Source organism: Ruegeria sp. CF1 (genome assembly GCF_056537445.1).
In genome coordinates, this window is sequence record NZ_JBQFRN010000001.1 from 745125 (window position 1) to 770033 (window position 24909).

The following is a 24909-nucleotide window of genomic DNA, read 5'->3' on the forward strand; positions in this document are numbered from 1 at the left end:
CAGACGGATTAAGCCGCAGAGCCAGCACCAAGGCTGTCGATTATGGCCTCAAGTTCATCATGTGGGCGCGCGATCACGTGGACGGATACGACTTCACCCACTTTGTTTGCCGCTGTCGCACCGGCATCCGCGGCGGCTTTGACTGCGCCGACTTCACCACGCACAAGGGTGGTGACTAGGCCTCCGCCAGCCTTGGTTTGGCCGACAATCGAAACGCTGGCCGCCTTGACCATCGCATCTGCCGCTTCGATCGCGCCGACCAGTCCGCGCGTTTCGATCATGCCCAGGGCCATTTGCCCCGCCACTGGTTTCGCCATTTTTCGTTCCTCCAAAGAAATTTAGATGTTTGGTGTTCTTGGTTCAGGTCGTGGACACGCGATCCACAATCGCGATGATCGCCAGATCGACGGGCGCGGTGGACAGACCGGCGGCCATACGCGCCGCCGAGCCTTTGACCAGCAGAACCGTATCCCCCACCCCGGCACCGCAGGTGTCGACGGCGACCCGCGCCGGTTCGATCACCTTGCCTTTGCTATCGACCAAATCCGTCACCAGCAGTTTCGTACCGACCAGTTTTGCGTCTTTGGCCGTGGCTGTGACGGTCCCGGCGACCTTACCCAAATGCATCAGAAGGTCCTCAGGTAACGGTCCAACTCAACCGGAGTGACCTGTTGATTGAAGAAATCAAGCTCGCGCTCGGCCTGTTGCAGAACCAGCTCCCACAGCATTTCGCCCATGAGATCGCGAAGCCATTCGGATCCTCGCGCCAGTTCGATCGCCGTTGGCAAGTCGGTCGGGATCGGATCGCCGATCCCTTCTTCGTAACCGTTGCCGGTCGTCGGTTCTGACGGAGCCAGGCCCTGCTCGATCCCGTCCAGACCCGCTGCAATCTCGGCCGCCAGCAGAAGGTAGGGATTGGCATCTGCACCAGCGTCACGTTTTTCCACGCGTACCGCGCTGTCGGATCCTTCAATGACCCGAATACCAACGGTTCGGTTGTCATAACCCCAGCTCGTGTTGATCGGGCAGAAAGTATAAGGCTGACGGCGTCGATAACCATTGACGGTGCCACTGCCACAGATTGCCGTTTCGCACATGCGTTGTTGCAGCCCGGCGATGAAGGATTTGCCGGTATCGTTCATCTTGCCGTTGTCGGCAAAGACATTCTTGCCGTCTTTCCAAAGCGAGTAGTGTGTGTGGAAGCCGTTGCCGGACTGATCGAAGAACGGTTTTGGCATGAAGGTTGCCAGATAGCCGTGGGCGATGCCCAGCTGGCGGATCAGCGACTTAAACAAGACGACACGATCTGCCGCTGCGAGCGCTTCGCCGTAACGGATATTCACCTCAATCTGACCCGCAGCGTATTCGGGGTTCGATTGTTCGATGGGGATACCGCATTCGTTGATCTGCTGACGGATCGGTCCAACGATGTGCTCCATCCGCGCAGCACGGCCCAGACCGTAGACCTGAATCCCGCTATCGCGCGGCTGTCCGGTCTCCGGATCCAGTAGATAGAATTCAAGTTCAGTGCCGACATTGACCTCGAACCCCATTTCGCGGGCCCGTTCAACCTGACGCACCAACGCCTGACGCGGATCGATCGGTACAGGCTTGTGGTCCATACCTTCCGCCCGACCAAAACAAACAGCGACGCCTGGCTCCCACGGCACAGCGACGGGCTGGGTCATTGGGAAGACGTGCATATCGGGGTAGCCGTTGTCGAAATTGACATAAGGCGTATCCCAGACGTCGCACGTCATATCGATCGCCATCAATGCAATCGACAGCGCATTGCCGCTTTTGCAGACGTGGTCCCAGTGGCTGGCCGGAATGCGCTTGCCGCGCATGATGCCGTTGAGGTCACCCACACCGAGTATGACGGTGTGCGTACCTTCGGGCAGATCAAATCCCGAACTCATTGATGCGCTCTCCCTGTTTTTTGGCTTTATAATTGTTGTATTCTGTATACAGTATTCACAAAGACAATCGATAAACAAGGAAAATCTGCATCATGTCCAAGAACTCGGTCATCGTTGTCGGAGGCGGCATCGTCGGCGTCATGACGGCGCTTACACTGCAACGACGTGGTGAGGCAGTGACTTTGATAGATCGCTGGGAACCGGGACATTCCCGTGCATCTTCAACGGATTACAACCGTGTCATCCGTGCGATTTCCGGGCGGGATGAGTTCTATACACGTTGGGCCCGCGAAAGCCGCCTGCGCTGGCTGGAACTGCAAGCCGAGAGCGGCCAGAACCTGATGTATGAATGCGGTGCGCTGATTCTTGCAACAGGCGGTCATTGCGACTGGGAGAACGCCACAGCCGAAACCTTCGACCGCGTTGGTGTGCCCTACTACAAGTTCGGGCGGCAGGACATCGAATCGCGATTTCCGCAGTTTCGCGTTCCTGACATCGAATACGCCCTGTTCGAACCCGAAGCCGGAATGCTGATGGCGCATCGCTGCGTCCTGACCGGGCTTGAACTGTTTCGTCGAGCGGGCGGGATCGTACAGCGCGGTCGCGTGACCACCGATGGATCAGAGCGCCCAATGCTGAATGGAAAGCCGCTTGAGGCCGATCTTATCATTGTCTCGACCGGCCCCTGGATGGCAGATATGTTCCCCAGGACGATCAAGCCGATATCGACGGTGGTTGGTGTGAATGTCCTCTATACCTCGACTCCAGATGGGTCCGAGGAGTTCGATATGAGCCGAATGCCCTGCTGGATCGATCATGGTCAGGGCTCATTCGGGCTGCCCTCCTCCGAGGGTTCAGGCGTGAAAGCCGCGGTCGTAATTCCGGACAAGATCGACCTAGACAATGACGAAAGGCTGATCCGGCAGGAAACGCTGGGACGCACTCGCAGCTACATCCGTCATCGTCTTCCGGGCCTTGAGGGTGAGCGGGTCGTGGATTCCAAATTCAACCAAATCATCCTGACGCCAGACACGCACTTTATTGTCGACTGGCACCCCGAGCATGAAAACGTGCTGTTCGCCGGAGGCTGCTCGGGACATCTGTTCAAACACGCGCCGGTTTTTGCAGAATTTGCGGCAGGTGTTGGAATGAAGGATTTCGGAACGGCTGATCGTTTCAAGATCACTGGTCGAAGAAAACTGAGCCCAAAAGAAAGTCCAAGCGGGCGTTAACCTTCTGAAAGCGCCGCATAGAGTCCTGAATTCGGGCACTTTTCCTGAGGCAGGCGAACGCCTGATCGAATTGCATCTCGGCAGGTCTTTGCTTGGCGACAATGTCCACATTTTTCCGCCAACTCAAGGCCAAGCTCAGGATGGGCATTAAGATCATCTTCACTCAGGCCAAACTGACTAGCCATCGAGAGTATACGCTCTCGCGCGTTGGGCGCGCCAGAGCGCAACATGGCCAAGTCAGCGCGGGACAGGCCGAGATCCGATAGCTCCAGATCGCTGATACTTCCCTCGCGTGGAGCATTCACAATCCGCGCAATCCTCTCAAAGAAATCCTTGTATCCCGTCATTGCCAAATCTCCCAACCGATTGCGTATACAGTATACAAAATGCGGCTTGGCTGGACTTGATTAGGATCAAGAGCCGTTCGCTCAAACGCTTATTGTTCAGGGACGTATGCACCGCGAAAAAGCTCTACTGCTTGAAGCGCTGCAATATCGTCCGGCACCTTTGCCGCGTTGATCGAGGACATCCCATCATCCGCCTCCGTAGCTGACAAAAGCACCTCTCGACCTCTGGTGAACAGATCGCGCAAATGATGCGCCTTGTATTCGGGATGAAACTGAACAGAGCGGGCAGGAAAATCATAATCCAGTGCACCAACTGGACAGTGGCCCGCTGATCCGGTCACCCGAGCCGAGTCCGGAATGCTTGTTACCTGATCCTGATGCCAGACATATGCATCCACGCTATCTCCGCCATAGTCGAAGGGCCGTGCGCCAACGACATTGCCTACCTCGGCTTTCTCGGCCTGACCACCATAGACGTCAGCCATGATCTGATGACCGAAACAGATACCAAAGACTGGTTTTCGGATTTCTCGACAACGGTCCAGGAAGGCACGTAGCGGCTGCATCCAATCCGTGTCATCATAAACGCCAAATTCAGATCCGCCGACTATAGCACCGTCGAAATCGCTCTCGTCCGGGAGCGGTTCTCCATCAACAACCCCGATTACTACGAACTCGGCTTCCGGTAGGTGTGGGGCGATCCACTCCCGAATCTGCTGTGAAGTCCGCGGCATTCCCTCCAACAATGGCAGCGGATGGCTAGTCAACTCAAGAACTGCGATTTTCACCAGTCGTAAGCCCTGTCAATTCCAGCCATTTTCACCCCTGTAAAAGCTGACGCTTGAAAACTAAGCGCGCGCAGGTCTTCAGTTTCCAGGTTGTGTACCGAGGACTTTCCGCAGGCTTTCGCTAGCGCTGTAATCTCCATGGTCATGGCCGTCAAATAGCGCGCAATGCGCTCTGCGCCTGCATTCGGGTTCATACGAGCTTCGAGGTTTTCATCCTGCGTCGCAATGCCAACCGGGCAACGACCCGTGTGGCAATGGTGGCAGGCGCCCGGCGAGGTTCCCAACGCCGCGTAATCTTCGAGATAGCGCGGACTGTTGCACCCTAGCGCAACCATGGCCGCGTTGCCGATCATCACAGCGTCAGCACCGAGGGCCAGACACTTCGCCGCGTCCACACCGGACCGAATGCCACCGGCAGCGACCAGAGAGACTTTGCCGGTCATGCCGCATTCGTCCAATGCTTCACGCGCGGCACGAATAGCGCTCATCGTTGGGATTCCGGTATGGTTTAGCAATAGCTCCGGAGACGCGCCGGTGCCACCTTCGGCACCATCAACTACTACAACATCTGCACCCGCTTTGGCAGCAACTGCCACGTCAAACCGGGGACGTGTCGCACCCATCTTGATGAAGATTGGCACCTGATAGTTGGTGGCGATGCGCAATTCTTCAATCTTCACTGCCAAATCATCAGCGCCGAGAAAATCGGGATGGCGGATCGTAGATCGCTGATCCACACCTTCGGGCAAAGTTCGCATCTGGCTGACGCGCGGGCTGACCTTCATGCCCAGCAGCAGACCCCCGGTTCCGGGTTTCGCACCCTGCCCCACGACAAGTTCCAAGGCATCCGCGCGGCGCAGATGATCCAGATCCACACCATACCGCGCGGGTGACATCTGATAGAGCAGGCGTTGGGAGGCTTCGCGCTCCTCTTCCAGCATGCCACCCTCACCCGTGCAAGTCATGGTTCCTACTTTCGAGGCCCCATAACCCAGCGATGCCTTGGCCGATGCCGACAAAGCACCAAAGGACATTGAAGCGATGTAGATCGGGATCTTCAATTCAAGCGGGCGCTCCACAAGGCCGCGCCCTCCACCCAGTACGGTCGTCGTATCGCAATTCTCGCGATAGCCTTCCAGCGGCAGGCGGGTCATCGTTGCAGGAACGAATGTCAGATCATCAAAGGTCGGCAATTGCTTGTTGAACGTGTTGTATCCACGTACCTGATAGCGCCCAAGCTGCGCCAGCGCGTGAACTTCCGAGATCGCCTCGGGTGTCCAGCGGGTCGAACCTCCTTCATCATACGACGAAGGAACGCCAGCCGGGCGGCCGTCGATCGCTCCCGCATCGCGGAACCTGATTTCCTCTTCCGAGGCAACGTCGAACGGATATTCGTAAGGTTTACTCAGATCATGAGCCATGCGCTTGCGTCCCTGCTTTCAAAATACCAAAGACGCTGGCCCGAAACCATTTTGCGCCAATTTCGCGAACTGTCGACAAGCCCGAGCGGGTCGAGGATCGCATCGACCTCGGCCACTTCTTCAGCAGTCGGTTCGATCACGTCGACATCCACACCCAGGCTGTCGACCTCGCCAGCTACCCAGACCTCACCTTCCCAAAGCGCATCAGCACAGGATTCCCCCGCTCCGCCAAGCGCTATGATCCGACCGGAATGCGCCATGAAGCCGGACTGATAGCCAATCTTTCCTTCGACGACGATGTTTCCACCTTTCATCGCAACGCCGACCCTTGGGCCCGCATCGCCTTTGACATGGATCGTGCCGCCGATCATCGCAGCACCACAGGACATACCGGCATAGCCACCGACAGTGATGTGCCCTTTGGCCATACCTTCGCCAACGGCCCACCCACAATTGCGCTCAATTGTGATGTTCGCCCCGGTGTTGAGGCCGCCGCAGTAGTACCCCACAGAACCCTCAAATGTGATATCCACATTGTCTGGCAGACCCACGCCCAAATTATGACGAGACAGCGTATCTACCACGCGGATCGGCCGACCCATTGTGCAGGCTTCCATTATCTCACGATTGACCTCGCGGATATGTCGCTTGCCGACTTCGATGACGATCTCATCCATCTTTACAGCCACCTCATTCATGCCGCCAAACTCCGGTTTCCGACGCCCCAGATACCGGTCAGCGACGGGCCGTCGTAGTTGATCACATCGCATTCCTCGGTCATCACCCGGCGGACCGCTTGTTCTTCGGTCGCAGCCGCCAGATCGCCATTGCGGTTGACGACGACCAGAGGCTTCATTGCAAATCGGTCTTTGGCAAATCCAATCCCGTTTGGCGTTGCGATCATGTAGGTAAACACACCATCGATAGAGGTAATGGACTTCTTTAGCGCCTGCTCCATGGTCAGGCCCGCCTTCATCTGGTCGCTGACCCACACGGCAATCAACTCGCTGTCATTCTCAGTCAAGAACCGATAACCCATTCGGGTCAGCTTATCGCGCCAGGTGAAGTAATCGGTGATCTGCCCGTTATGTACGATCGCGACATCCGAAAATGGGCGCGCCCAGAACGGATGCGATGCGTTAGGCAATACCGAACTTTCCGTAGCAAGCCGCGCATGCCCCAGCCCATGTGTTCCTATCATATCGCGAACGCCGTGCTTTTCTGCCACGGCTTCGGCACCACCAATATCCTTGATGATCTCAAGACTACGGCCGCAGGATTGAACTTCAATGCGGTCTGTCAGCTCATCCGCGTCCGCGACCCAGGCTTGAAGATTCCTTGGGTCTGAAATTTCCATCCGAAAGCAATAGTGACGACTTTGGTCCGTTACGATTTGGGGGTCAGACAGAAAGCTGCTTCCGTGTTCACGCAATATCGTTTCAAACGCGGAGAGATCCGCATCCTGTTGAGACTTGTCGAATCCCATTCCGCGTAAAACGTATCCCGTTTCTCGTGGCAAACCATAAACGGCGAAGCCAGTGCTGTCGGCGCCTCGATGTTCCTGCGCATCCATCAGGTCAACAAGATCCGCCCCAACCTTCCCGGGCGCGGCCAGTATTCTACCAGCAATTCCACACATGAAGAGCTCCCTGTTCATTCTTTCCTGTATACTGTATACAGTACACGAACAATAGCAACCCCATTCGCCTTGGCAGCAGTTGTTTTATTGAATACAGAATTCATGAAGGACAGAAAGAGAGGCTCCGAGTGGCTCTGAAACAAATCAAAACACAGCGCAGACGCCTGGCGGACGAGGTCTATGACCAACTGGTCGAAGCCATCATGAGTCGCGAGATCACCGGTGAAGATCGGCTAGTGCAGGAAAAGTTGGCCGCCGAGTTGAACATCAGCAGGACGCCTGTACGCGAAGCGCTCATGCGGTTGGAGACTGAAGGCGTGTTGGAAGTGGCCGCCAGCGGCGGATTTCGACTGGCGCGCATGGACCAGACCGAGGTTCGGCAACTATACCAGGCACGCGCAGCCATCGAAGGTCAAGCCGCGCGCATACTTGCGGTACACGCTGAACCAGAGGTTCTTGATCGATTGCGCGAACTCATTCGTCGCGAAGAAGATCTGAGCCAGCCGACGACCCGAGACTACTTTATCGCAAACCGGCACATTCACCGTGCCTTCATGGTTGAGGCGGGCAACAAATTTCTGATCGACATGTTCGATATGATTTGGGGCAAAGCAATGGCGTTCCATCTGTTTTCGGCGATTGAAAACGTCGATATCTCCAAATCGCTCGGAAACCACCTGACGCTCGTTGACGCGATTGCGACGGGTGATGTCACCGAAGCGCTGGAAACTTTCACCAGCCACATTCAGGAAGGTTTCGACCTTCAGATCGAAGGTCTGAAAGAAGCGGATAACGGCTAAACCGCGTTTCTGATCGAGCGACCAATCAGGGCCTGAGACCTGATTGGCCGCAACTGGTTCAAATCACAAAATGCAACCTATCGAACTCACTGCGCCATCCAGATACCTCGGATAGAACGGATTCACCGCCCAAGCCACGTCGGATCAGTTCTGCCAGACGCTCTGCATCTCCTGCTGTCATACCCCACCGGACCAGCTCGGGCGTGCCGATCCGCAGGCCATTCATGTCGCCTTCCACCGGCTCAACTGGCAATCCGATGCCACATGCCAGAAACCCGGATTTTCGAAGCAGTTTGGAGGCAGTCTGACCGCCACCATACGGCGCTGCCAGTACCGCGAATTGATGAGAATTGGTGAAACCCTCTCCACCCGCGAAGACCGGAACACCTTGCGCATCCAACGCGGCAGCAAGTGCTTTGGACATCGCAATCATCTCATCTGCATAGGCTGAGCCGAACTCTTTCCAATCCAGCATGGTGACGGCAAGTGCAGCCGTTTTTGCGGCATCAAAGTTGGCTGTCATACCGGGGAAAGCAATTGCATCCAGCGCCTTGGCGATTTCTGCATCGTTTGACACAATCAGACCCCCGGCCGGTCCGCCAAGGCTTTTGTAGGTACTCATGGTCATGAAATGCGCACCCTCCTTCAGCGGGTTGGACCACGCATGCCCGGCGATGATCCCGCACTGGTGGGCGGCGTCGAACATGACCTTTGCGCCGATTTCATCCGCTATGGCACGCACTTCGGCCACAGGATGCTCAAACAGGTTCAGACTGCCGCCTATCGTGATTAGCTTGGGGCGTTCGGCTTTCGCCAATGCTCTCAACCGGTCCAGATCAACGGAATACCCATCTGCGTTGACGGGGGCCTCAATAGTGCGCAGACCAAACAGACCGGCACACCCCGCCAGGTGGTGCGTCACGTGGCCACCAATCGACGCGGGCGGAGCGATGATCGTATCTCCGGGTTTGCAGGTCGCCATAAAGCCATAGAGGTTGGCAATGGCCCCCGAGGGCACGCGAACCTCGGCGAACTGCGCATCAAAGACATCGGCACATAGTTCTGCGGCGATAACTTCGATCTCTTCGATCGCCTCCAGTCCCATTTCATATTTGTCACCGGGGTATCCCAGCGATGGTCTGGATCCAATGCCCGAAGACAATAGCGCCTCGGCCCTCGGGTTCATGACATTTGTCGCCGGGTTGAGGTTAAAGCACTCTTTTTCGTGAATGCGGCGGTTTTCGTCCGCCAGATGCTCGATCCGGGCCAGAAGATCGCCAGACGACAACGATGCGGCCTTTGTCGCGATGTCCTGGATCAGAGTTTCGCTTGCGGCAGGCACCCAATCTCTTTGTACAAGTGTCATCTGACATCCTCCTGTTTTTTGCAGTTTGGCGGCTTTCGCGTGACACCGCAAAGCAGAATTGTTATTTCTTGGCGTAGAAAAACTAAGGCTAGATCAATGAGTGTCTCCCCCAAACGCCCCAAGGGACCTCCGCTGAATGCAATGAGGGCGTTCGAGGCCGCGGCGCGTCACGTCAGCTTTGTCGCGGCGGCGGAAGAGCTGAACGTTTCTCCGGGTGCGATCTCACAACATGTAAAGGCGTTGGAGGGTTGGGCAGGTGCGCCGCTGTTTCGCCGCAACGCCCAAGGGGTGGAACTGACGCCCCAAGGTCAATCACTTGTCGCGGTCTTCACCACAGCCTTTGATCAGATGGGCGATGCCGCTCGGGCCCTTCGGAACCTCAAGCCAAATGCCGATTTTCACATCGCCGCCTTGCCTGCTGTTGCCCAACTCTGGTTGCCCAAACGATTACGCCGGATCAGAAAGTGTTTTCCGCATATCAATTTTTCGGTCACGGCGCTGGAAACACCACCCAGCCTTTCGCGTGAGATGTTCGATTTGGCGATCTTCTTCGCGACCTTGGACGAAGCACCTGACCAAATTGTGCTGTGCGAGGATGAAACCCAACCGGTTTGCGCCCCTGCTCTGCTGGATCGGGTGACCGACAACAACGGGTTTCAAGGCACTCCCTTGTTGCACGATCAGACGTGGAGCAGCGATTGGTCCACATGGTCGCGAAGCACAGGTTGTGAGGTCCCAGATGTCAAAACTGGCCCGCATTTTTCGCTTTACAGCCTTGCCGTGGAAGAGGCCAAGGCCGCAGCTGGCGTGCTAATGGGGCACCTATGCTTACTCGAAGAGCCATTGAAATCTGGTGCACTCGTAACGGCCCACGCGCAATCCTGCCCGACAGGGCGTGCTCTAGCGGTTCAAGTGCCAGTGGCATCGCGACGAAGAGCCGAAACCGATCAAGTCATCGCCTTGTTGTCAGATTGAGTCAAATCTCATCAATCCGGTACATTGTGCACGACACTTCACATTGAAAGCCGCGCACAAAACAGTCTCGCATAGACCGCAAGGCAACTCAGATTTCATGGGGTATATGGCGGAGAGACAGGGATTCGAACCCTGGAGACGGTTTCCCGCCTACACACTTTCCAGGCGTGCGCCTTCGACCACTCGGCCACCTCTCCGGTAGAGGTGACTTATGCGAATTTCTGAACCGAGCGCAAGGCCCCATTCGCAAAAATGGACCGGTCAGAAAATACGAAAGCTGGCGACAAATGGCAGATGATCCGACACCTCATCCTTGAACGCCTCGCGCCCCATATTCATGGTCCAGTGCATTGGAAACAGCCGCAGGCTGCCGCGGACATAATCGGTGGAATAGGTGCGTGATACGGCAAAACCGTCCAGTAAATTGGCGCGACCCTTATCCAGAATATGCGAGAACCGATCCTGCAAGTCCCAGCACGAAACAAAGTCCATCATGTCATCCCCACCAAGATGGTGGAAATTGCTGACGTCCTGACCGGGGATCATGTTGAAATCACCCATCAGAAGGATCGTGCGCTGTGTCAGACCGGGGGTCGAGCGGATCTCGGCGATCTTGTCTCCGATAATCCTGCATTGGCTGTCACGTATCTGCTGCTCGGGCCGGTCTCGTCCGGATTTAAGATGCACAGCGATCAGCTTGGCCTTGAATTTGCCGACCTCGACATCGGCGATCAGGGCCTGGCGTCCGCCGGGATCGTCACCTTCCGAGCCGTCGATCAGCTGCAAACCTGTCACCGAGACCCCCGGTTTGTGCAGAAACCCGATATGGATATTGCCGTTGGGCTGCGGCAGGATCTTGACCTGATAGTCCAGCCCCTTATCGGCCAGACCCAAGGCCAACCGATCGATATGTTCGATGGGGCTGACCTCGACCAGAGTGATCAGTTCGGCGTCCAGCAGGGCCAGCCCTTCGATTTGATGGGTGACCCGGTCACTGCTGGCCGGAATACCCAGACTTGTGTTTACTGGATTGAAGCCGGCCAGATTCCAGACGGCAATACGCGCGAGGCTGTGTGAAAATGTAACCATCAAAATTCCTCCTGCAAATGACTTCAGACTACATCAAAATGAAACAGTCCGATAACCATTTGCGGGAAAATGTCGATCGCATCACGCTCAGTGGTTGTCGCCCTCGCCGTCCTGATCCCCTGCCGCGTCCAGATCGTCTGCTGTCATGTCCACTGGTTTTGTCGATGGCGCATGGGGTGATAGGTCGTCATCCACGGCAGAAGCATCATTGGACGGATCGGACTGACCCGTCAGCACCTCAGGGTTACGGAGCCACAGGTCACGCTGCGCGAACGGGATCTCGATGCCTTCCTCAACGAACCGGCGATTGATCTCGTGGTTCATGTCGGATTTGACAGACAGCACCCAATTCACATCCCGCAGGATCGCGCGGATTTCGAAATCCAACGAGTCTGCACCGAAGCCCTGGAACACTACGCTGGGCGCGGGATTGGCCAGAACCATCGGGTGCCCGTTTGCGATCTCGCCCAGAATAGTTTCGACCTTGCGGGTATCGGTACCATAGGCGACGCCTACAGGCACGATCACTCGGCCAATCGTATTGCCCCGGGTGTAATTCGTAACCACCCCACTGATCAGGTCCGAGTTCGGAACGATCACATCCGTCCGGTCGAACGTCTCGATCCGCGTCGACCGGACTGAGATATCGCGCACATATCCCATCATACCGTTCACATCGATCCAGTCACCTTTGGAAATAGGACGCTCAACCAGTAGGATGATCCCTGAGACAAAGTTCGATACAATGGTCTGAAGACCGAAACCGATGCCGACCGACAAAGCACCCGCCACGATCGCAAGCGAGGACAGGTCAAAACCGGCAACCATGATAGCGATCAGTGCCGCCAGAAAAATTCCGACATATCCGGTACCCGACACGATGGCATTCTGCCCGCCGGGATCAATGCTGGTCTTCGGCAGCAGTGAATTGCGCAGCCCGCTTTGCAGCAAACGGGTCAGCGTATATCCAATGGCGAAAATGGCAACGAACGTCAGGAAGTTACTGGGTGAAATCGTAACCCCGCCAATATCGAACCCCAGCAACAATCGCGACCAAGCTTCAAGCAGGTCCGTCTGGCGCGCGCCCCAGTAAAGCGCCAATATCGGCAACGCCAGAATGGCCAGCGCGAACCCGACCAGAACCGAAAACAGTGAATCGCGCGCGGCGTCGCCCTGCCCCGAAAGCCAGCCATATACCGTACCAATAAATCGCTGCACGATCACCAGTGCTGCAATCAGAACCAGCGTTTTGATGGCAGGAAATACGATAGCTTCGGCAGCGTTGATGTATCCGAAGGCCCCCAAGATCGGAGTCGCAATCCCAAGCATGAACAAGGCGCGCCGCAGGAACTCGACCAATTGGCTGAACCCTGCGCCACGGCGGGTAGCTTCCTGGTCTGACTGTTCTTGCTGAGGCTCTGATTGGCGGACCTGACGCACACGCAGCAAAAGAAGGGCCGATACCACAACGATCGGGAAGCCAACAACGGCACGGGTCGCGTCCGAGATATTCTCGATCTGCTCGAACAATTGCGCCAGCTCGTGCAGAATAAGCATGACCGCCAACAGGTCGATATAAACCCGCAATTCTCTGATTTTGCCTGCGGACAGTCTTTGGAAGTTCTGCGCCGCTCCCATCAGATAGACCTGCCGGCCGATCCAATCAAAATAGAAGATAATCGCGGCCCAATAGGGGATTTGCTGGAACAAAAGTGTACCGCGCAGGCCCAGCACGCCAGTTAGCACGACAGCGGTGACCAACGCCAACACGCCCAACCAAGGCAATAGAATGCGCAACAGCGAGACAATAAAGGTCCAGACCCCGCTGCCGCTACCTCCTAGCGAGCGGAGATATTCGCCGCCTTTCTCAGACCATTTGCGCCCAAACAGCAATAGAACTGCTGAAACAACCAACAGCACGAGAATGCCAAGACCGCGCTCGCGGATTTGTTCGCGCACCACATCAGAGCGCAAGTTTTCGATGGTTTCGTTAATAAGGCTGTGCGTCGCCTCTTTGATGTCGACCCAAGCTGGTCCCCAATAGACGGGGTTGAGCGGCGACGGCCCGCGTTTCAGCATCTCTTTCTTTTGTCGGTCTCGGACGATCCGATCAATTTCGCTGATCAGCCCATTCGCGCGACTGAAAGCCTCTTCCGAGATGATGCGGGGAACACGCAAACTGTTCAGTTGTGTTTCGAGTTGCGCACGCAGCTTGGCAATGTCTTCGGCCTCGCTTTCCCCTTCAGCCGGCTTTGGGCCAAGCGCCTTGAGTTGGCTTTCCAGCGTCTGAATACGATCGGTGTTGGCACCTCGGGCTTTGTTAAAGTCTTCGCGATACTCATTTATTTCCGAACGCAAATTCTCTAATGCTGCGTTGGATGCACGGTTCGCGCGAATAACAGATTCCGCCCGGTCCGCCGTGCTGACCCAGCCCTGATAATACTCGCTTTGCCGATCAGTAAGTTGGGCAGAGGCGATTCCGCCCAAACCAATCAAGCAGAATAGCACCAGAACCAGACACAGGCGGACCTGTTGCAGCATCACACGTCCTCAAACACGCCAGGAATACTGCGCGGCGCATCGGTCATCCAATCGGGCACAGGAAGTTCCTTTTCACGCAGGAATTCAGGATTGAACAGTTTGGATTGATAGCGGGTGCCGTAGTCACACAAAATCGTAACAATGGTGTGCCCTGGCCCCAGTTCTTTCGCCAAACGGACGGCACCGGCAATGTTGATCGCGGTTGACCCGCCCATCACCAGACCCTCTTCGCGCAGCAGATCGAAGATATAGGGCAGCGCTTCGCTATCGGTAATCTGCCAGGAATGGTCAGGTGTGAACCCTTCGAGGTTCTTGGTAATCCGCACCTGTCCGATACCTTCTGCGATAGAACCACCCTCCATCGCGATCTCACCCGTAGTGTAGAAGGAATAGAGCCCCGCCCCCATCGGATCAGCCAAACCGATCTTGACACCCTTGGGCTGCAACGCTTCGGCCACCCCGGCCAGAGTACCACCCGATCCAACGGCACAGATGAAGCCATCGACTTTACCGCCGGTCTGCTCCCAGATTTCGGGACCAGTGGTTTCCACATGTGCCTGACGGTTGGCGACATTGTCGAACTGATTGGCCCAAATCGCGCCATTTGGTTCGGTTTGAGCCAATTGTTCGGCCAGACGGCGCGAATAGTGCACAAAGTTGTTGGGATTACGGTACGGCGCCGCAGGCACCTGCACAAGCTGAGCCCCCGCCAGGCGGAGCATATCCTTTTTCTCTTCGGATTGGGTTTCAGGAATGACGATCACCGTCTTGAACCCCATCGAGGCACCAACCAGCGCCAGACCGATGCCGGTATTCCCGGCCGTGCCCTCAACAATCGTGCCGCCGGGTTTCAGATCACCGCGCGCTATCGCATCGCGGATGATAAACAACGCAGCACGGTCTTTGACGGACTGACCCGGGTTCATGAATTCGGCCTTGCCGAGAATCTCGCATCCCGTTTCTTCGCTGACGCGACGCAGCCGGATCAAAGGTGTTTTACCGACAGCGTCGGCAAGGTCTCGTGCAATGCGCATGGCATCCTCTTGTCATATGGTATTGCAGCAGATTTACAGGTGCCCTGACGCGATCACAAGCAGGGATCACTTAGCGCGCAGTCGATCGCGGTTCCGCGCCAACCAATAAGCAAGAGTTAGAAGCGGCAGATCCTTGAAAACATGAGCATCTACCATGCTCATGAATTCATCAAACGGCAGAATTCTGCTGCGGATATCCTCACCTTCGGAAGCGAGGCCACCGCTTTCAACCGTACTAGTCAGATCCCCAAGACCGACATAGAGATAAACATATTCTGTTGACGATCCGCTGGATGAATAGGCACCACCTGCATATTCCAGTTGGTATAGTGAAATCTGCGCTTCTTCCATGGCCTCGCGGGTGGCCGCCTGCTGAGGTGTTTCGCCCGGGTCGATCATGCCAGCCACAGGCTCCCACATCCACGGCTCGGGGTCGTCGATCAGGAACACGGGCGCGCGGAATTGCTCTACCAGCAACACCGTATCGCGCACCGGATCATAAGGTAGGACGACCACAGCGGACCCTTGCATCAATCCATTGCGATGCAGCACCGGACTCATCTCGCCGTTATTCTGACGATGCTGCAGTTCAATTTCATCCATCCCAAAATAGTTGACATAGGCGCGCTTGCGGTCATGAACGATCACGTCATCCGCAACGCTCCGCTCATCCCCCGCTCCACGTTGTCTTGCCGCTAATCTGGCCCAGGCGCGTGTTCTTATGGCTGGAAAGCTGCGCACGATGTCCGAGGCATCGACTCTTCCATAATGGGCCATCACCTCGTCTGCCGCGAACACCGAAAGCGCACCCCAATCCCTGATCCAGGTTTCAAGATCCCACGGTGCGCCTTTTTTCCAAATGTCAGTATCCGGAAAGAACACCAAGGCCTGATGTTCTTTTCCATCCTCAGTCACGATTGTCTCCGGGCGCAGTTCATATTCGAAACCGCCTTCATAGAAGGCCAATCGACTACGCTCGACGTCACCTAGGCCCTGCACCAGAATGCCACTGGCCTTACTGCCCTTTTCGGTGACAATCATTGGAAAGGGTTGATCTTGAACCGCGTATACGGCGTGATCCGGCAAAACAGCCTGCATCGCCGATAAATCGCCTGCGCTGCGACCCATGACGAGTTCCAACAAAGAGACATGGCGCAAAGTGCCATAGAAAAACAGATTGGACAAAGCAGAGGCCCCGAATTGGCAGATCAGATTTAACGCCAGCGGCGAAAGGCAATTTCGGTAAGTATCCCGCTGAGAACAGCACCAAAACCCAGCGTAAGCAGGATTTCCGGTGCCAGAAGCTGTTCACCATAGGCAATCCCGATCTGAAAGATGGCAAGCAGAGCCTCAAACGGACCACCAAACCGATGGCGCATCGCCTGACTGAACATCTCGTAGGTGCCCTGAACGAACAGCCCCCAGAACACCAGTGCCGCAACACCGGTCAAACCGTTGTTGACGGCCGCGGTCCAGCCACGGCCAGCACGTTTACCCATGACAACCCAGCCACAGATCCAACCCAGGATTATGTTCACGTAAGTGAAATAACCATAGTCCTTACCCTCTTCCCCGTTGTCGATGATCATGCCCGTCACAAGGAACGCGATCACCAGCAGACACAACGCGGCGACGAGACGTGAGGCTGTAGGCATTCGATTTTTCCGTTCTTCAACTGGGTTTGGCTATCGTGATCTGTGTCACATCACAATTACCGGTGTCAAAGGCTGCGCCACATGCGGTCAAATAATAATTCCACATGCGGCGAAAACGCTCATCAAACCCCATCTCCGATATCTGATCCCACTTGGCATTGAAGGTCTCGTACCAGCGCCGCAGGGTCAGATCGTAGCTTTTGCCAAACTCTTTTGAGCGTACAACGGTCAACCCCGCCTGATCGATCTGATCTCTAAGGATAGACGGTGCTGGCAGCATCCCGCCGGGAAAGATATATTTCTGAATGAAATCAACGCCGTTCTTGTAAATGTCCCAGCGATGATCCGCGACCGTGATGATCTGCAAAGTGGCATGGGCGCCAGGCTTCAACCGATCACGGACCGTGTTGAAATATGCGGGCCAGTATTTCTGACCGACTGCCTCGAACATCTCGATCGAGGCAATTCCATCATATTGACCCTGCTCATCGCGGTAGTCCTGTAGCTTGAACTCCACGAGATCAGAAAGTCCCGCTTTTTCAATTCGCTCTCTAGCAAACTTCAACTGCTCTTGGCTAATGGTCAGCCCGGTGACGCGCAGCCCACGCTCTTTCGCGGCATATTCGGCGAACCCGCCCCAGCCGCACCCGATCTCAAGGATATGATCCCCCGGTTTGGCCCCCATTTCATCCACCAGGCTGGCATATTTCGCAGTTTGCGCCTTTTCGAGGCTTTCCTGACCCGTTTCAAATATGGCGCTGGAATAGGTCATCGTGTCATCCAGCCACAGGCCATAGAAGTCATTGCCGAGATCATAGTGATACGAGATGTTCTTTTTCGCCTGCGACCGGTTGTTACGATGCAACCAGAACCGCAGTCTTTCATAGGCTCGCACTAGAAACTGTCCGGTAAAATCATCGTAGACCGTCTCAGTTCCCAGATGCACGAGGTCCATGAAACTGCGTAGGTCCGGTGTGCTCCAATCGCCTTCAAGGTAGCCGTCCGAGAAGCCCAGCTCTCCCTCGCGCACCAGCCGGGAAAAGACGTCCGGGTCGTGGATGTCCACATGTGCCACGGGGCCTGGTTGGGGCGCATCCGCGCGGAAAATGCGGCCGTCGGGCAGCGCGATGTCAAGTCGGCCGCGCTCCATCCTCTTCAACATCTTGAAGACTTGTGTAAAATATCTCGGCAGGTTTTCCTGCCCTTCGGTGCTCGTCAGGAACATCCGCTCTCCCCTCTGCGGTTGCGGGTCAAAGCTAGGACGGGATTCGGTTTCTGGCAAGTTTTCAGTTCCTTACTGGTCTTTTCCGGCATTATACGCGCCCAACGCACGGGCGCGGCCTTCCTTCAGCCCCACCACAGGTGCGGGATACATCTGGTCACGAGAAAGCCCCCATGATCGCGGCACGGCATCAAAATAGGCCAGCGCGGTCGATGGCGGCTCGGATTGGCCCTCGGCAATCCAGCGACGCACATAACCTGAGTTTGGATCAAACCGCTCGCGCTGTGTGTCGGGATTGAAGATACGGAAATACGGTGCGGCATCAGGGCCGCAACCGGCCACCCATTGCCATCCCATCGCATTTGCAGCTGGGTCCCAGTCGATCAGGCAATCCCCGAACCAGTCTGCGCCGATTTTCCAATGCGTCATCAGATGCTTTGTCAGATAACTCGCGACAATCATTCGAGCCCGATTGTGCATGCGTCCGGTGACATACATTTGTCTTAGACCGGCATCGACAAGCGGAATTCCGGTTCTTGCCTGACGCCACGCGCGCACTTCGGGCGTGTCGGGATCAGTATTCCAAGGGAATGCGTCCCATTCAGGCTTCCAATTGGCACTCAGAAGATGCGGCCAGTGGTACATTAAGTGATATGCGAACTCACGCCACACAAGCTGACGCAGATAGCCTTCACCACCATGCGCCCCGGTTTGGTCGGCGATTTGCACCCGATGCCAGATTGTACGCGGCCCGATCTCGCCCAGTGCAAGGTATTCTGAAAGATCAGAGGTTCCAGATTGATCTAGTTGATCCCGCTGTTCGCGATACTGATCAATACGTTCCAGAAACGCGTCCAGCTGGTCCAGCGCCGCGTTTTCGCCCGGGCGGACAAACGGGCGGACCACTGCGGCCCCGCGCTGCATATCCCGATCCAGTCGCCAATCAGACAATTGATCGGACGCAGGCCAGGTTTTCGGCGTCATAAGCCGCGTGGGCGCGGGCTCGGGCAAAGAGACTTCGCGCCCCTGCACTGATCGCCACATCGGAGTGAAGACCCGAAACGGCTGGCCGGTTTTGGTGGCGATCGTCCAAGGCTCAAACAAAAGTTGGCCAGCAAAAGACTGTGCCTGGATACCCTGTTCGGTCAAAGCAGCCTTGATCTGGGTATCCCTGTTGATCGCCTCCGGATCATAAGCCCGCGTCCAGAATACGGAGCCTGCCCCAGTTTCTCTGACCAGTTCACAAAGAACATCCAGTGCTTGACCCTGGCGCAGTATCAACTTGCTGCCAAGCTGCTCAAGCCTGCCGGCAAAAGCGTCAAGGCCCAGACCAAGGCGCCATTTCGGCGCGGCACCCAAAGTCTGAACCTGATGATCTAGAACAAATACGGGCACGATGGGTCGACCTGATTGCACCGCCGCGCTCAGCGCCGGATGATCTCCTAACCGAAGATCGCGCCTGAACCACAAAATGATCGGAGAATGATCAAAATCCATGTCCGCCCCATGTTTTCTTCGAACTACGAAGCGCCGCAGAAACTGGATCACAAAACGCGGTCAAGCGCCTCCAAAAGCTGATCAATTTCCTGTCGACTGGTGTAGTGTGTAAAGCTAAGGCGCAAGACCCCTTGTTCTGCGTCAACGCCCATCGCTTGCAAAGGGCGATGTGCGTAGAAATCACCGCCACCTGCCATGATACCGTGTTTGGAAAGCTCGGCAGCAACAGGCTCGGCCTTCTTATTCAGACTTAACGCTACCGTCGGTGCGCGCCGACTGGCATCAGACGGTCCGATCAGGCGCAGAGCGTTCCGGTCTTTGACCGCGTCCAGTAGAGGTTGCAATAGAGCGACCTCGTGTTCCCGCATCAGATCATGCACAAAGGACCCCCGTGCCGAAGCTCCTGTTTCCGGTCCTCCATGATGGGCACAAAGCAGGTCCACATAGTCCGCCATGCCTGCGCTGGCCGCGATCTGAGCATGGTCAGGCCCGGCTGGTGTGAACCGCTTGAAAAGAGTGTCGCCGTTAAAATAATGCGCTTGGTTGGGCAGCAATTCACCCAGAGCTCGTCGAATAACCATGCAACCCTGATGCGGGCCATAGGTTTTGTAGGCGGAGAACAGATAGATATCAGGGCCCAGATCACCGACATTGGGGAACCCGTGCGGTGCGTAAGAAACCCCGTCGACACAGGCAAAAGCACCCGCAGCATGGGCGATTGCGGTGATTTCGGTGACCGGGTTGATTTCCCCAACAACATTCGAGCAATGCGGAAAGCACACCAGCCGCACTTTCTCGTCCAGCAAATTCTCCAAATCTTGCGGGTTCAAAGACCCACTCTCCGGATCAATCTTCCATTCCCGAATTTCGATCCCCTCATCGGCCAATCGCCGCCAGGGCCCCGAGTTTGCTTCGTGGTCTTGATTGGTCACGACAATCGCTTCGCCCGGCTGCATCCACTGCCGGAATGCCTGAGCCAGTACATAGGTGTTCTGCGTCGTCGAAGGGCCAAAGCTCAGCTCATCTGCTTCCACCCCCAATATCGCGGCAAGTCGCGCTCGTGCTTCGTCCATTTCCGCGCCACCCACACGGCTCGCCTCATAGGGCGCGTAGGGCTGAACCTTTCGCTGGGTGTAGAACCGGCTCAACCGATCAAGCACAGGTTTGCAGGTATAGGATCCACCTGCATTCTCAAAAAAGGCCTGTCCTTGAAGGCTGGGTTCCGAAAAGGCCGGGAACTGCGCCCGAACGAATTCAATATCAAGAGCGCCCATCGCATCTCTCTCCCTTATCATGCACTACAGTCCGGGTCGTTGCCCGTGCAAAGTCCGGACATCCCCGAAAACAAGGCAGGTCTTCCAGCCTAGCCGCAGGTCCTTGGAACGGGTAAGGATCGACGGCAGCCCCCATGATGGCCCCATCACCACCAGCAGACCCGGCCAGATAGCCAGAGGTAGAAGGTTGGGTCAAGTGATTGCGTTAATGGTATTTTTTGCCGCCACGCAATGCGTGCACTGACGACGTCATTGGCCCACGCGGGGCTTAGTTTCTTTTTGAGTACAAAAATGCCGGGCAGAGATGCCCGGCTCAGTGTTGTTCAAATCAGCATTAGCCCTGAACTTTGGTATAAGTCCCCTCACCCGCCAGGATGCCGCGGAACCCGCCGGGCTCATCCAGACCGAAAACGATCAGTGGCAGATTGTTGTCGCGCGCCAACGCTATGGCCGATGCGTCCATCACGCGCAGCCGCTTGGCCAAAACATCGTCATAGGAAACCTGATCATAGCGCACTGCATCCGAGTGTACCTTGGGGTCTTTGTCATAAACGCCATCCACACCGTTCTTGCCCATGAAGATCGCCTGACACGCCATTTCGTTAGCGCGCAGAGTCGCAGCGGTATCGGTGGTGAAATAGGGGTTCCCGGTTCCTGCGGCAAAGATGCAAACCCGCTTTTTCTCAAGGTGACGAACAGCACGGCGGCGAATGTAGGGCTCGCACACCTCATCCATCCGAATGGCCGAAATTACACGTGTAAAGACCCCTACCCCCTCCAGAGCGGATTGCATCGCCAGCGCGTTCATGACAGTCGCCAGCATGCCCATGTAGTCGGCTGTCGTACGCTCCATCCCCTGCGCAGATCCAGACAGACCACGGAAGATATTGCCACCCCCGATGACCATGCAAATCTCAACACCAAGATCATGAACCGATTTGACCTCTTGCGCGATGCGCTGAACGGTGGGCGGATGCAGTCCGAATCCCTGATCTCCCATCAGCGCCTCGCCGGAAATCTTCAACATGACACGGTCATATGTTGTTTTTGGGGTCTCGGTGGTCTCGACGGAAGGGGAAAGGCTCATGTTGCGCTCCGGGCTGGCACGGGGTTATTTTCCGGCGCAAAATGAAGCAAAACCTCCGCAGGTTCAATGCGGATAGTCAGGAACGGGGCAACCAGTCATGGCCGACAACTCTGAGAACCGGCTTTTGGCGCAATTGCCGTCGATTCCCGATGACAAACCTGTATTGATCGCCGGGCCCACTGCCTCGGGTAAATCGGCGCTGGCGCTGTTGATCGCCGAGCGTTTCGGAGGCGTGATTGTCAACGCCGATGCCAGTCAAATCTATGACTGCTGGCGTATTATCTCGGCCCGCCCCTCGCCCGAGGATGAGGCCCGCGCACCGCACCGTCTGTATGGGCATGTTGCCTATGACCAGACCTATTCGACTGGTCATTGGCTGCGAGAGGTCACGCCGATGCTGTCGCAACGCCCTCGTCCGATAATCGTCGGAGGGACCGGTCTGTATTTCACAGCTCTGACCGAGGGGATGGCCGATATCCCCGCAACCCCGCCGGAAATCCGGGAACACGCGGATAAGTTGCCGTTGCAAGAACTAATCGCGGGTTTGGACGGTCTGACCCTGCAGAGGATCGACACCCAAAACCGCGCGCGTGTTCAGCGCGCCTGGGAGGTTCAGAACGCAACCGGGCGATCCCTTTCGGATTGGCAGGCTGACACCCCCGCCCCGATACTGGATATTCAAAACACGGTGCCGATTGTTTTCGACGCCAGAAAAGACTGGCTGCTGGATCGCATCAACCGACGGTTCGACCTGATGTTGGACCAAGGAGCTATAGAGGAAGTGGAGGCCATGCGCGATCGCTTTGACCCCTCTTTTCCCTCCTGTAAAGCGATCGGCGTTCCGGAGCTAATGGGCTACCTGGACGGCCGCATGACACTGGATGAGGCGCGCGAAAAAGCGACGATCGCGACACGTCAGTTTGCCAAGCGCCAACGCACATGGTTCCGTGCGCGCATGAAGTTCTGGCATCACCTTGACGCAGCGCGTTGAAGGTTGCAGCCGCCGGATACGATAAAGCCCAAAATAACAACGCCTTAATCAGCACCATGGTGAGAGATAGATATGTATCCATCTATCCGTCACAACGTGTCTCGTTTCCTTTCACATTGAAACTTTCCGAACCTCACTTTCTGCCCGGATGTCGTTTTTGTACCATCTATGACGATTTCCAACATTGACGCAGGGAAAAAACTGGTGCCGAATGCGGCTATGGGGATGTTGATAAATCGTAAATCCAAGCCCGTGGCCCTACCAACCGAGACCAAACGGTCCCTGTAGTGCCCGGCTCTATCAATCAGAAACACGAAATCTAAAAAAAATTATGTGTCACAGGGAGACATCTATGGAAAACCAGACAATCAACGGAAAGCCGATGCATTGGGCGGCAGAGATGCACGCCAAGGAATATCGTGAGGGCAATCTGAGCCGTCGTGAATTTCTGGCCCGTGTAACCGCGCTGGGCGTTGCTGTACCGACGGCATATGGCATGATTGGCCTGCAATCACCGGCAGCCGCTGCCGAACCTCAGCGTGGCGGCACCATCCGCTATCAAATGGAAGTGCGCGCACTGAAAGACCCGCGCACATATGACTGGACGCAGATCGCAACCTTCACGGCTGGCTGGCTGGAATATCTTGTCGAATACAATAATGACGGCTCGTTCAAACCCATGCTGCTGGAAAGCTGGGAAGCCAATGATGACGCCACTGAATACACGCTGAACGTCCGCAAAGGTGTGAAGTGGAACAATGGTGACGATTTCACTGCCGAAGACGTAGCTCGCAATATCGAAGGTTGGTGCGACGGGTCTCTGGAAGGGAACTCGATGGCCTCGCGCATGGCCTCACTGATGGATGAGAGCACTCAGAAAGCCGCAGATGGCGCCATCACCGTTGTCGACTCGCATACAGTCAAGCTGAAGTGCAACGCGCCGGATATCACGATCATCCCCGGCATGGCAGACTATCCGGGTGCAATCGTACACAGCAGCTTTGATGCAAATGATATGCTGTCCAACCCAGTTGGTACGGGTTTCATGATGCCCGAAAGCCATGAGGTCGGCGTGAAGGGCGTACTGGTCCGCAACGAAGGCTTTGACTGGTGGGGCTACGAAGCTGGTAAAGGCGGCTATATCGACCGGATCGAATTCATCGATTATGGCACTGACCCTGCCGCTTTCCTGGCCGCCTATGAGGCCGAAGAGATCGATATGAACTGGGAATCGGTTGGCGAGTTTGTCGACATCTTTGACAGTATTGGCCTTGTCCGCTCGGAAATCCCATCGGGCTTTACCATTGTCATACGCCCCAACCAGCTGGCTGAAGACGCCGATGGCAACAAAATCTATGGCGACAAGAGGGTCCGTCAGGCCCTTGCCATGGCAGTCGACAACGCCGTCTGCCTTGAACTTGGCATGTCCGGCTACGGCATCACTGCCGACAACTGTCATGTAGGCCCGATGCACCCCGAGTACGACTCGGCTGTGACGCGTATCCCTTACGATCCGGCAGGCGCAAAGGCGCTGATGGACGAAGCGGGTATGGGCGATTTCGAACACGAAGTGCAGTCGATCGACGATGACTGGCGTCGCAATACCACGGCTGCGGTAGTGGCTCAGTTGAACGATGCGGGCATCAAGGCAAAGCACACGGTTCTGCCCGGTTCGACATTCTGGAACGACTGGACCAAGTACCCGTATTCCTCGACCAACTGGAACCACCGCCCGCTGGGCACGCAGGTTCTGGCACTGGCGTATAAGTCGGGTGTCGCTTGGAACGAATCTGGTTTTGCCAACGAAGAGTTCGACAAGCTGCTGGCCGAGGCGAACTCGATCGCGGATGTCGATATGCGCCGCGAGGTGATGGCGAAACTGCAGGCGATCATGATCGACGAAGGCGTGGTCATCCAGCCCTATTGGCGGACCGCGATGCGTCACCACCGCGATAATATGGTCGGTGTCGAAAAGCACATTGCGGACCTGCCGCAGCTTTATAAGTTCGGCCTGACTTCCTAAGCCGAAACC

The 24909-nt window shown here is 56.1% G+C and carries 23 protein-coding genes and 1 tRNA gene; 5 read left to right on the plus strand and 19 right to left on the minus strand.

The genetic code is table 11. The features are described 5' to 3' along the window. Nucleotides 1-8: 8 nt before the first annotated feature. From ACRZ96_RS03795 to ACRZ96_RS03805, 3 genes are read right to left on the minus strand one after another with little or no spacing between them, the layout of a single operon-like run. The gene (locus ACRZ96_RS03795) at nucleotides 9-317 is read right to left on the minus strand and encodes a BMC domain-containing protein (RefSeq protein ID WP_170393275.1); all 309 of its coding nucleotides are present in this window, start codon (nucleotides 315-317) and stop codon (nucleotides 9-11) included. 43 nt (nucleotides 318-360) lie between these two features. Further along, the gene (locus ACRZ96_RS03800) at nucleotides 361-627 is read right to left on the minus strand and encodes a EutN/CcmL family microcompartment protein (RefSeq protein WP_480814244.1); all 267 of its coding nucleotides are present in this window, start codon (nucleotides 625-627) and stop codon (nucleotides 361-363) included. Then, nucleotides 627-1919: a glutamine synthetase family protein gene (locus ACRZ96_RS03805; protein ID WP_480814245.1), complete on the minus strand. Its 1293-nt coding sequence runs from the start codon at nucleotides 1917-1919 to the stop codon at nucleotides 627-629. Before ACRZ96_RS03805 ends, ACRZ96_RS03800 begins: the two co-directional genes overlap by 1 nt. Nucleotides 1920-2011: 92 nt before the next feature. On the opposite strand from ACRZ96_RS03805, the gene ACRZ96_RS03810 reads away from it, so the two are divergent. After that, nucleotides 2012-3151 carry an FAD-dependent oxidoreductase gene (locus tag ACRZ96_RS03810; protein WP_480569433.1) on the plus strand — a complete coding sequence of 380 codons (1140 nt, stop codon included), beginning with the start codon at nucleotides 2012-2014 and terminating at the stop codon, nucleotides 3149-3151. On the opposite strand, the gene ACRZ96_RS03815 is transcribed toward ACRZ96_RS03810, so the two are convergent. The 5 genes from ACRZ96_RS03815 to ACRZ96_RS03835 form a co-directional block, all read right to left on the minus strand. Then, nucleotides 3148-3498, minus strand: coding sequence for a hypothetical protein (locus ACRZ96_RS03815; RefSeq protein WP_170510714.1), 351 nt, complete (start codon nucleotides 3496-3498; stop codon nucleotides 3148-3150). The genes ACRZ96_RS03810 and ACRZ96_RS03815 overlap by 4 nt on opposite strands. Nucleotides 3499-3587: 89 nt before the next feature. Then, the gene (locus tag ACRZ96_RS03820; RefSeq protein WP_480771392.1) at nucleotides 3588-4232 is read right to left on the minus strand and encodes a type 1 glutamine amidotransferase; all 645 of its coding nucleotides are present in this window, start codon (nucleotides 4230-4232) and stop codon (nucleotides 3588-3590) included. 50 nt (nucleotides 4233-4282) lie between these two features. Then, on the minus strand, nucleotides 4283-5707 hold the full coding sequence (locus ACRZ96_RS03825) for an FMN-binding glutamate synthase family protein (RefSeq protein WP_480814246.1): 1425 nt from the start codon (nucleotides 5705-5707) through the stop codon (nucleotides 4283-4285). Then, the gene (locus ACRZ96_RS03830; protein ID WP_480814247.1) at nucleotides 5692-6405 is read right to left on the minus strand and encodes a GltB/FmdC/FwdC-like GXGXG domain-containing protein; all 714 of its coding nucleotides are present in this window, start codon (nucleotides 6403-6405) and stop codon (nucleotides 5692-5694) included. Before ACRZ96_RS03830 ends, ACRZ96_RS03825 begins: the two co-directional genes overlap by 16 nt. Continuing rightward, nucleotides 6402-7346: a class II glutamine amidotransferase domain-containing protein gene (locus ACRZ96_RS03835; RefSeq protein WP_170421277.1), complete on the minus strand. Its 945-nt coding sequence runs from the start codon at nucleotides 7344-7346 to the stop codon at nucleotides 6402-6404. The genes ACRZ96_RS03830 and ACRZ96_RS03835 overlap by 4 nt, the downstream gene beginning before the upstream one ends. Before the next feature lie 128 nt (nucleotides 7347-7474). Between ACRZ96_RS03835 and ACRZ96_RS03840 the strand changes: the two genes are divergently transcribed. Further along, entirely contained in the window at nucleotides 7475-8146 is a 672-nt protein-coding gene (locus ACRZ96_RS03840; protein WP_170393284.1) for a GntR family transcriptional regulator, read from the plus strand. 58 nt (nucleotides 8147-8204) lie between these two features. Here ACRZ96_RS03840 and ACRZ96_RS03845 read toward each other — a convergent pair whose 3' ends face one another. Further along, the gene (locus ACRZ96_RS03845) at nucleotides 8205-9512 is read right to left on the minus strand and encodes an aminotransferase class I/II-fold pyridoxal phosphate-dependent enzyme (RefSeq protein ID WP_480814248.1); all 1308 of its coding nucleotides are present in this window, start codon (nucleotides 9510-9512) and stop codon (nucleotides 8205-8207) included. A gap of 96 nt (nucleotides 9513-9608) precedes the next feature. Here ACRZ96_RS03845 and ACRZ96_RS03850 point away from each other — a divergent pair, with 96 nt between their 5' ends. Beyond that, the gene (locus ACRZ96_RS03850) at nucleotides 9609-10487 is read left to right on the plus strand and encodes a LysR family transcriptional regulator (RefSeq protein ID WP_480704640.1); all 879 of its coding nucleotides are present in this window, start codon (nucleotides 9609-9611) and stop codon (nucleotides 10485-10487) included. 107 nt (nucleotides 10488-10594) lie between these two features. On the opposite strand, the gene ACRZ96_RS03855 is transcribed toward ACRZ96_RS03850, so the two are convergent. The 10 genes from ACRZ96_RS03855 to pyrH all read right to left on the minus strand — a co-directional run bounded on the left by ACRZ96_RS03855 (nucleotide 10595) and on the right by pyrH (nucleotide 21886). After that, nucleotides 10595-10684, minus strand: a tRNA-Ser gene (locus ACRZ96_RS03855). Between the two features lie 64 nt (nucleotides 10685-10748). After that, nucleotides 10749-11576 carry an exonuclease/endonuclease/phosphatase family protein gene (locus ACRZ96_RS03860; protein ID WP_170510728.1) on the minus strand — a complete coding sequence of 276 codons (828 nt, stop codon included), beginning with the start codon at nucleotides 11574-11576 and terminating at the stop codon, nucleotides 10749-10751. 87 nt (nucleotides 11577-11663) lie between these two features. Next, nucleotides 11664-14117: a DUF3772 domain-containing protein gene (locus tag ACRZ96_RS03865; protein ID WP_480814249.1), complete on the minus strand. Its 2454-nt coding sequence runs from the start codon at nucleotides 14115-14117 to the stop codon at nucleotides 11664-11666. Next, entirely contained in the window at nucleotides 14117-15151 is a 1035-nt protein-coding gene (locus ACRZ96_RS03870; RefSeq protein ID WP_170393289.1) for a cysteine synthase A, read from the minus strand. The genes ACRZ96_RS03865 and ACRZ96_RS03870 overlap by 1 nt, the downstream gene beginning before the upstream one ends. 66 nt (nucleotides 15152-15217) lie before the next feature. Next, nucleotides 15218-16336: an NUDIX domain-containing protein gene (locus ACRZ96_RS03875; protein WP_480704636.1), complete on the minus strand. Its 1119-nt coding sequence runs from the start codon at nucleotides 16334-16336 to the stop codon at nucleotides 15218-15220. Between the two features lie 29 nt (nucleotides 16337-16365). Next, nucleotides 16366-16806, minus strand: a complete 441-nt coding sequence (locus ACRZ96_RS03880) for a TrgA family protein (protein ID WP_480704634.1) — start codon at nucleotides 16804-16806, stop codon at nucleotides 16366-16368. 16 nt (nucleotides 16807-16822) lie between these two features. Further along, the gene (locus ACRZ96_RS03885; protein ID WP_170393292.1) at nucleotides 16823-18031 is read right to left on the minus strand and encodes an SAM-dependent methyltransferase; all 1209 of its coding nucleotides are present in this window, start codon (nucleotides 18029-18031) and stop codon (nucleotides 16823-16825) included. A 69-nt stretch (nucleotides 18032-18100) separates the two neighbouring features. Continuing rightward, nucleotides 18101-19525: a cryptochrome/photolyase family protein gene (locus ACRZ96_RS03890; RefSeq protein ID WP_480704632.1), complete on the minus strand. Its 1425-nt coding sequence runs from the start codon at nucleotides 19523-19525 to the stop codon at nucleotides 18101-18103. Nucleotides 19526-19572: 47 nt separating this feature from the next. Beyond that, nucleotides 19573-20799, minus strand: coding sequence for an aminotransferase class V-fold PLP-dependent enzyme (locus ACRZ96_RS03895; RefSeq protein ID WP_480704630.1), 1227 nt, complete (start codon nucleotides 20797-20799; stop codon nucleotides 19573-19575). A 334-nt stretch (nucleotides 20800-21133) separates the two neighbouring features. Further along, nucleotides 21134-21886, minus strand: a complete 753-nt coding sequence (pyrH, locus tag ACRZ96_RS03900) for a UMP kinase (RefSeq protein ID WP_170405311.1) — start codon at nucleotides 21884-21886, stop codon at nucleotides 21134-21136. 97 nt (nucleotides 21887-21983) lie between these two features. Between pyrH and miaA the strand changes: the two genes are divergently transcribed. Together miaA and ACRZ96_RS03910 are read left to right on the plus strand one after the other, a co-directional pair. Continuing rightward, nucleotides 21984-22877, plus strand: coding sequence for a tRNA (adenosine(37)-N6)-dimethylallyltransferase MiaA (gene miaA / locus ACRZ96_RS03905; RefSeq protein WP_480814250.1), 894 nt, complete (start codon nucleotides 21984-21986; stop codon nucleotides 22875-22877). 352 nt (nucleotides 22878-23229) lie between these two features. Then, nucleotides 23230-24900, plus strand: a complete 1671-nt coding sequence (locus ACRZ96_RS03910) for an ABC transporter substrate-binding protein (protein ID WP_170393298.1) — start codon at nucleotides 23230-23232, stop codon at nucleotides 24898-24900. Nucleotides 24901-24909: the final 9 nt, after the last annotated feature.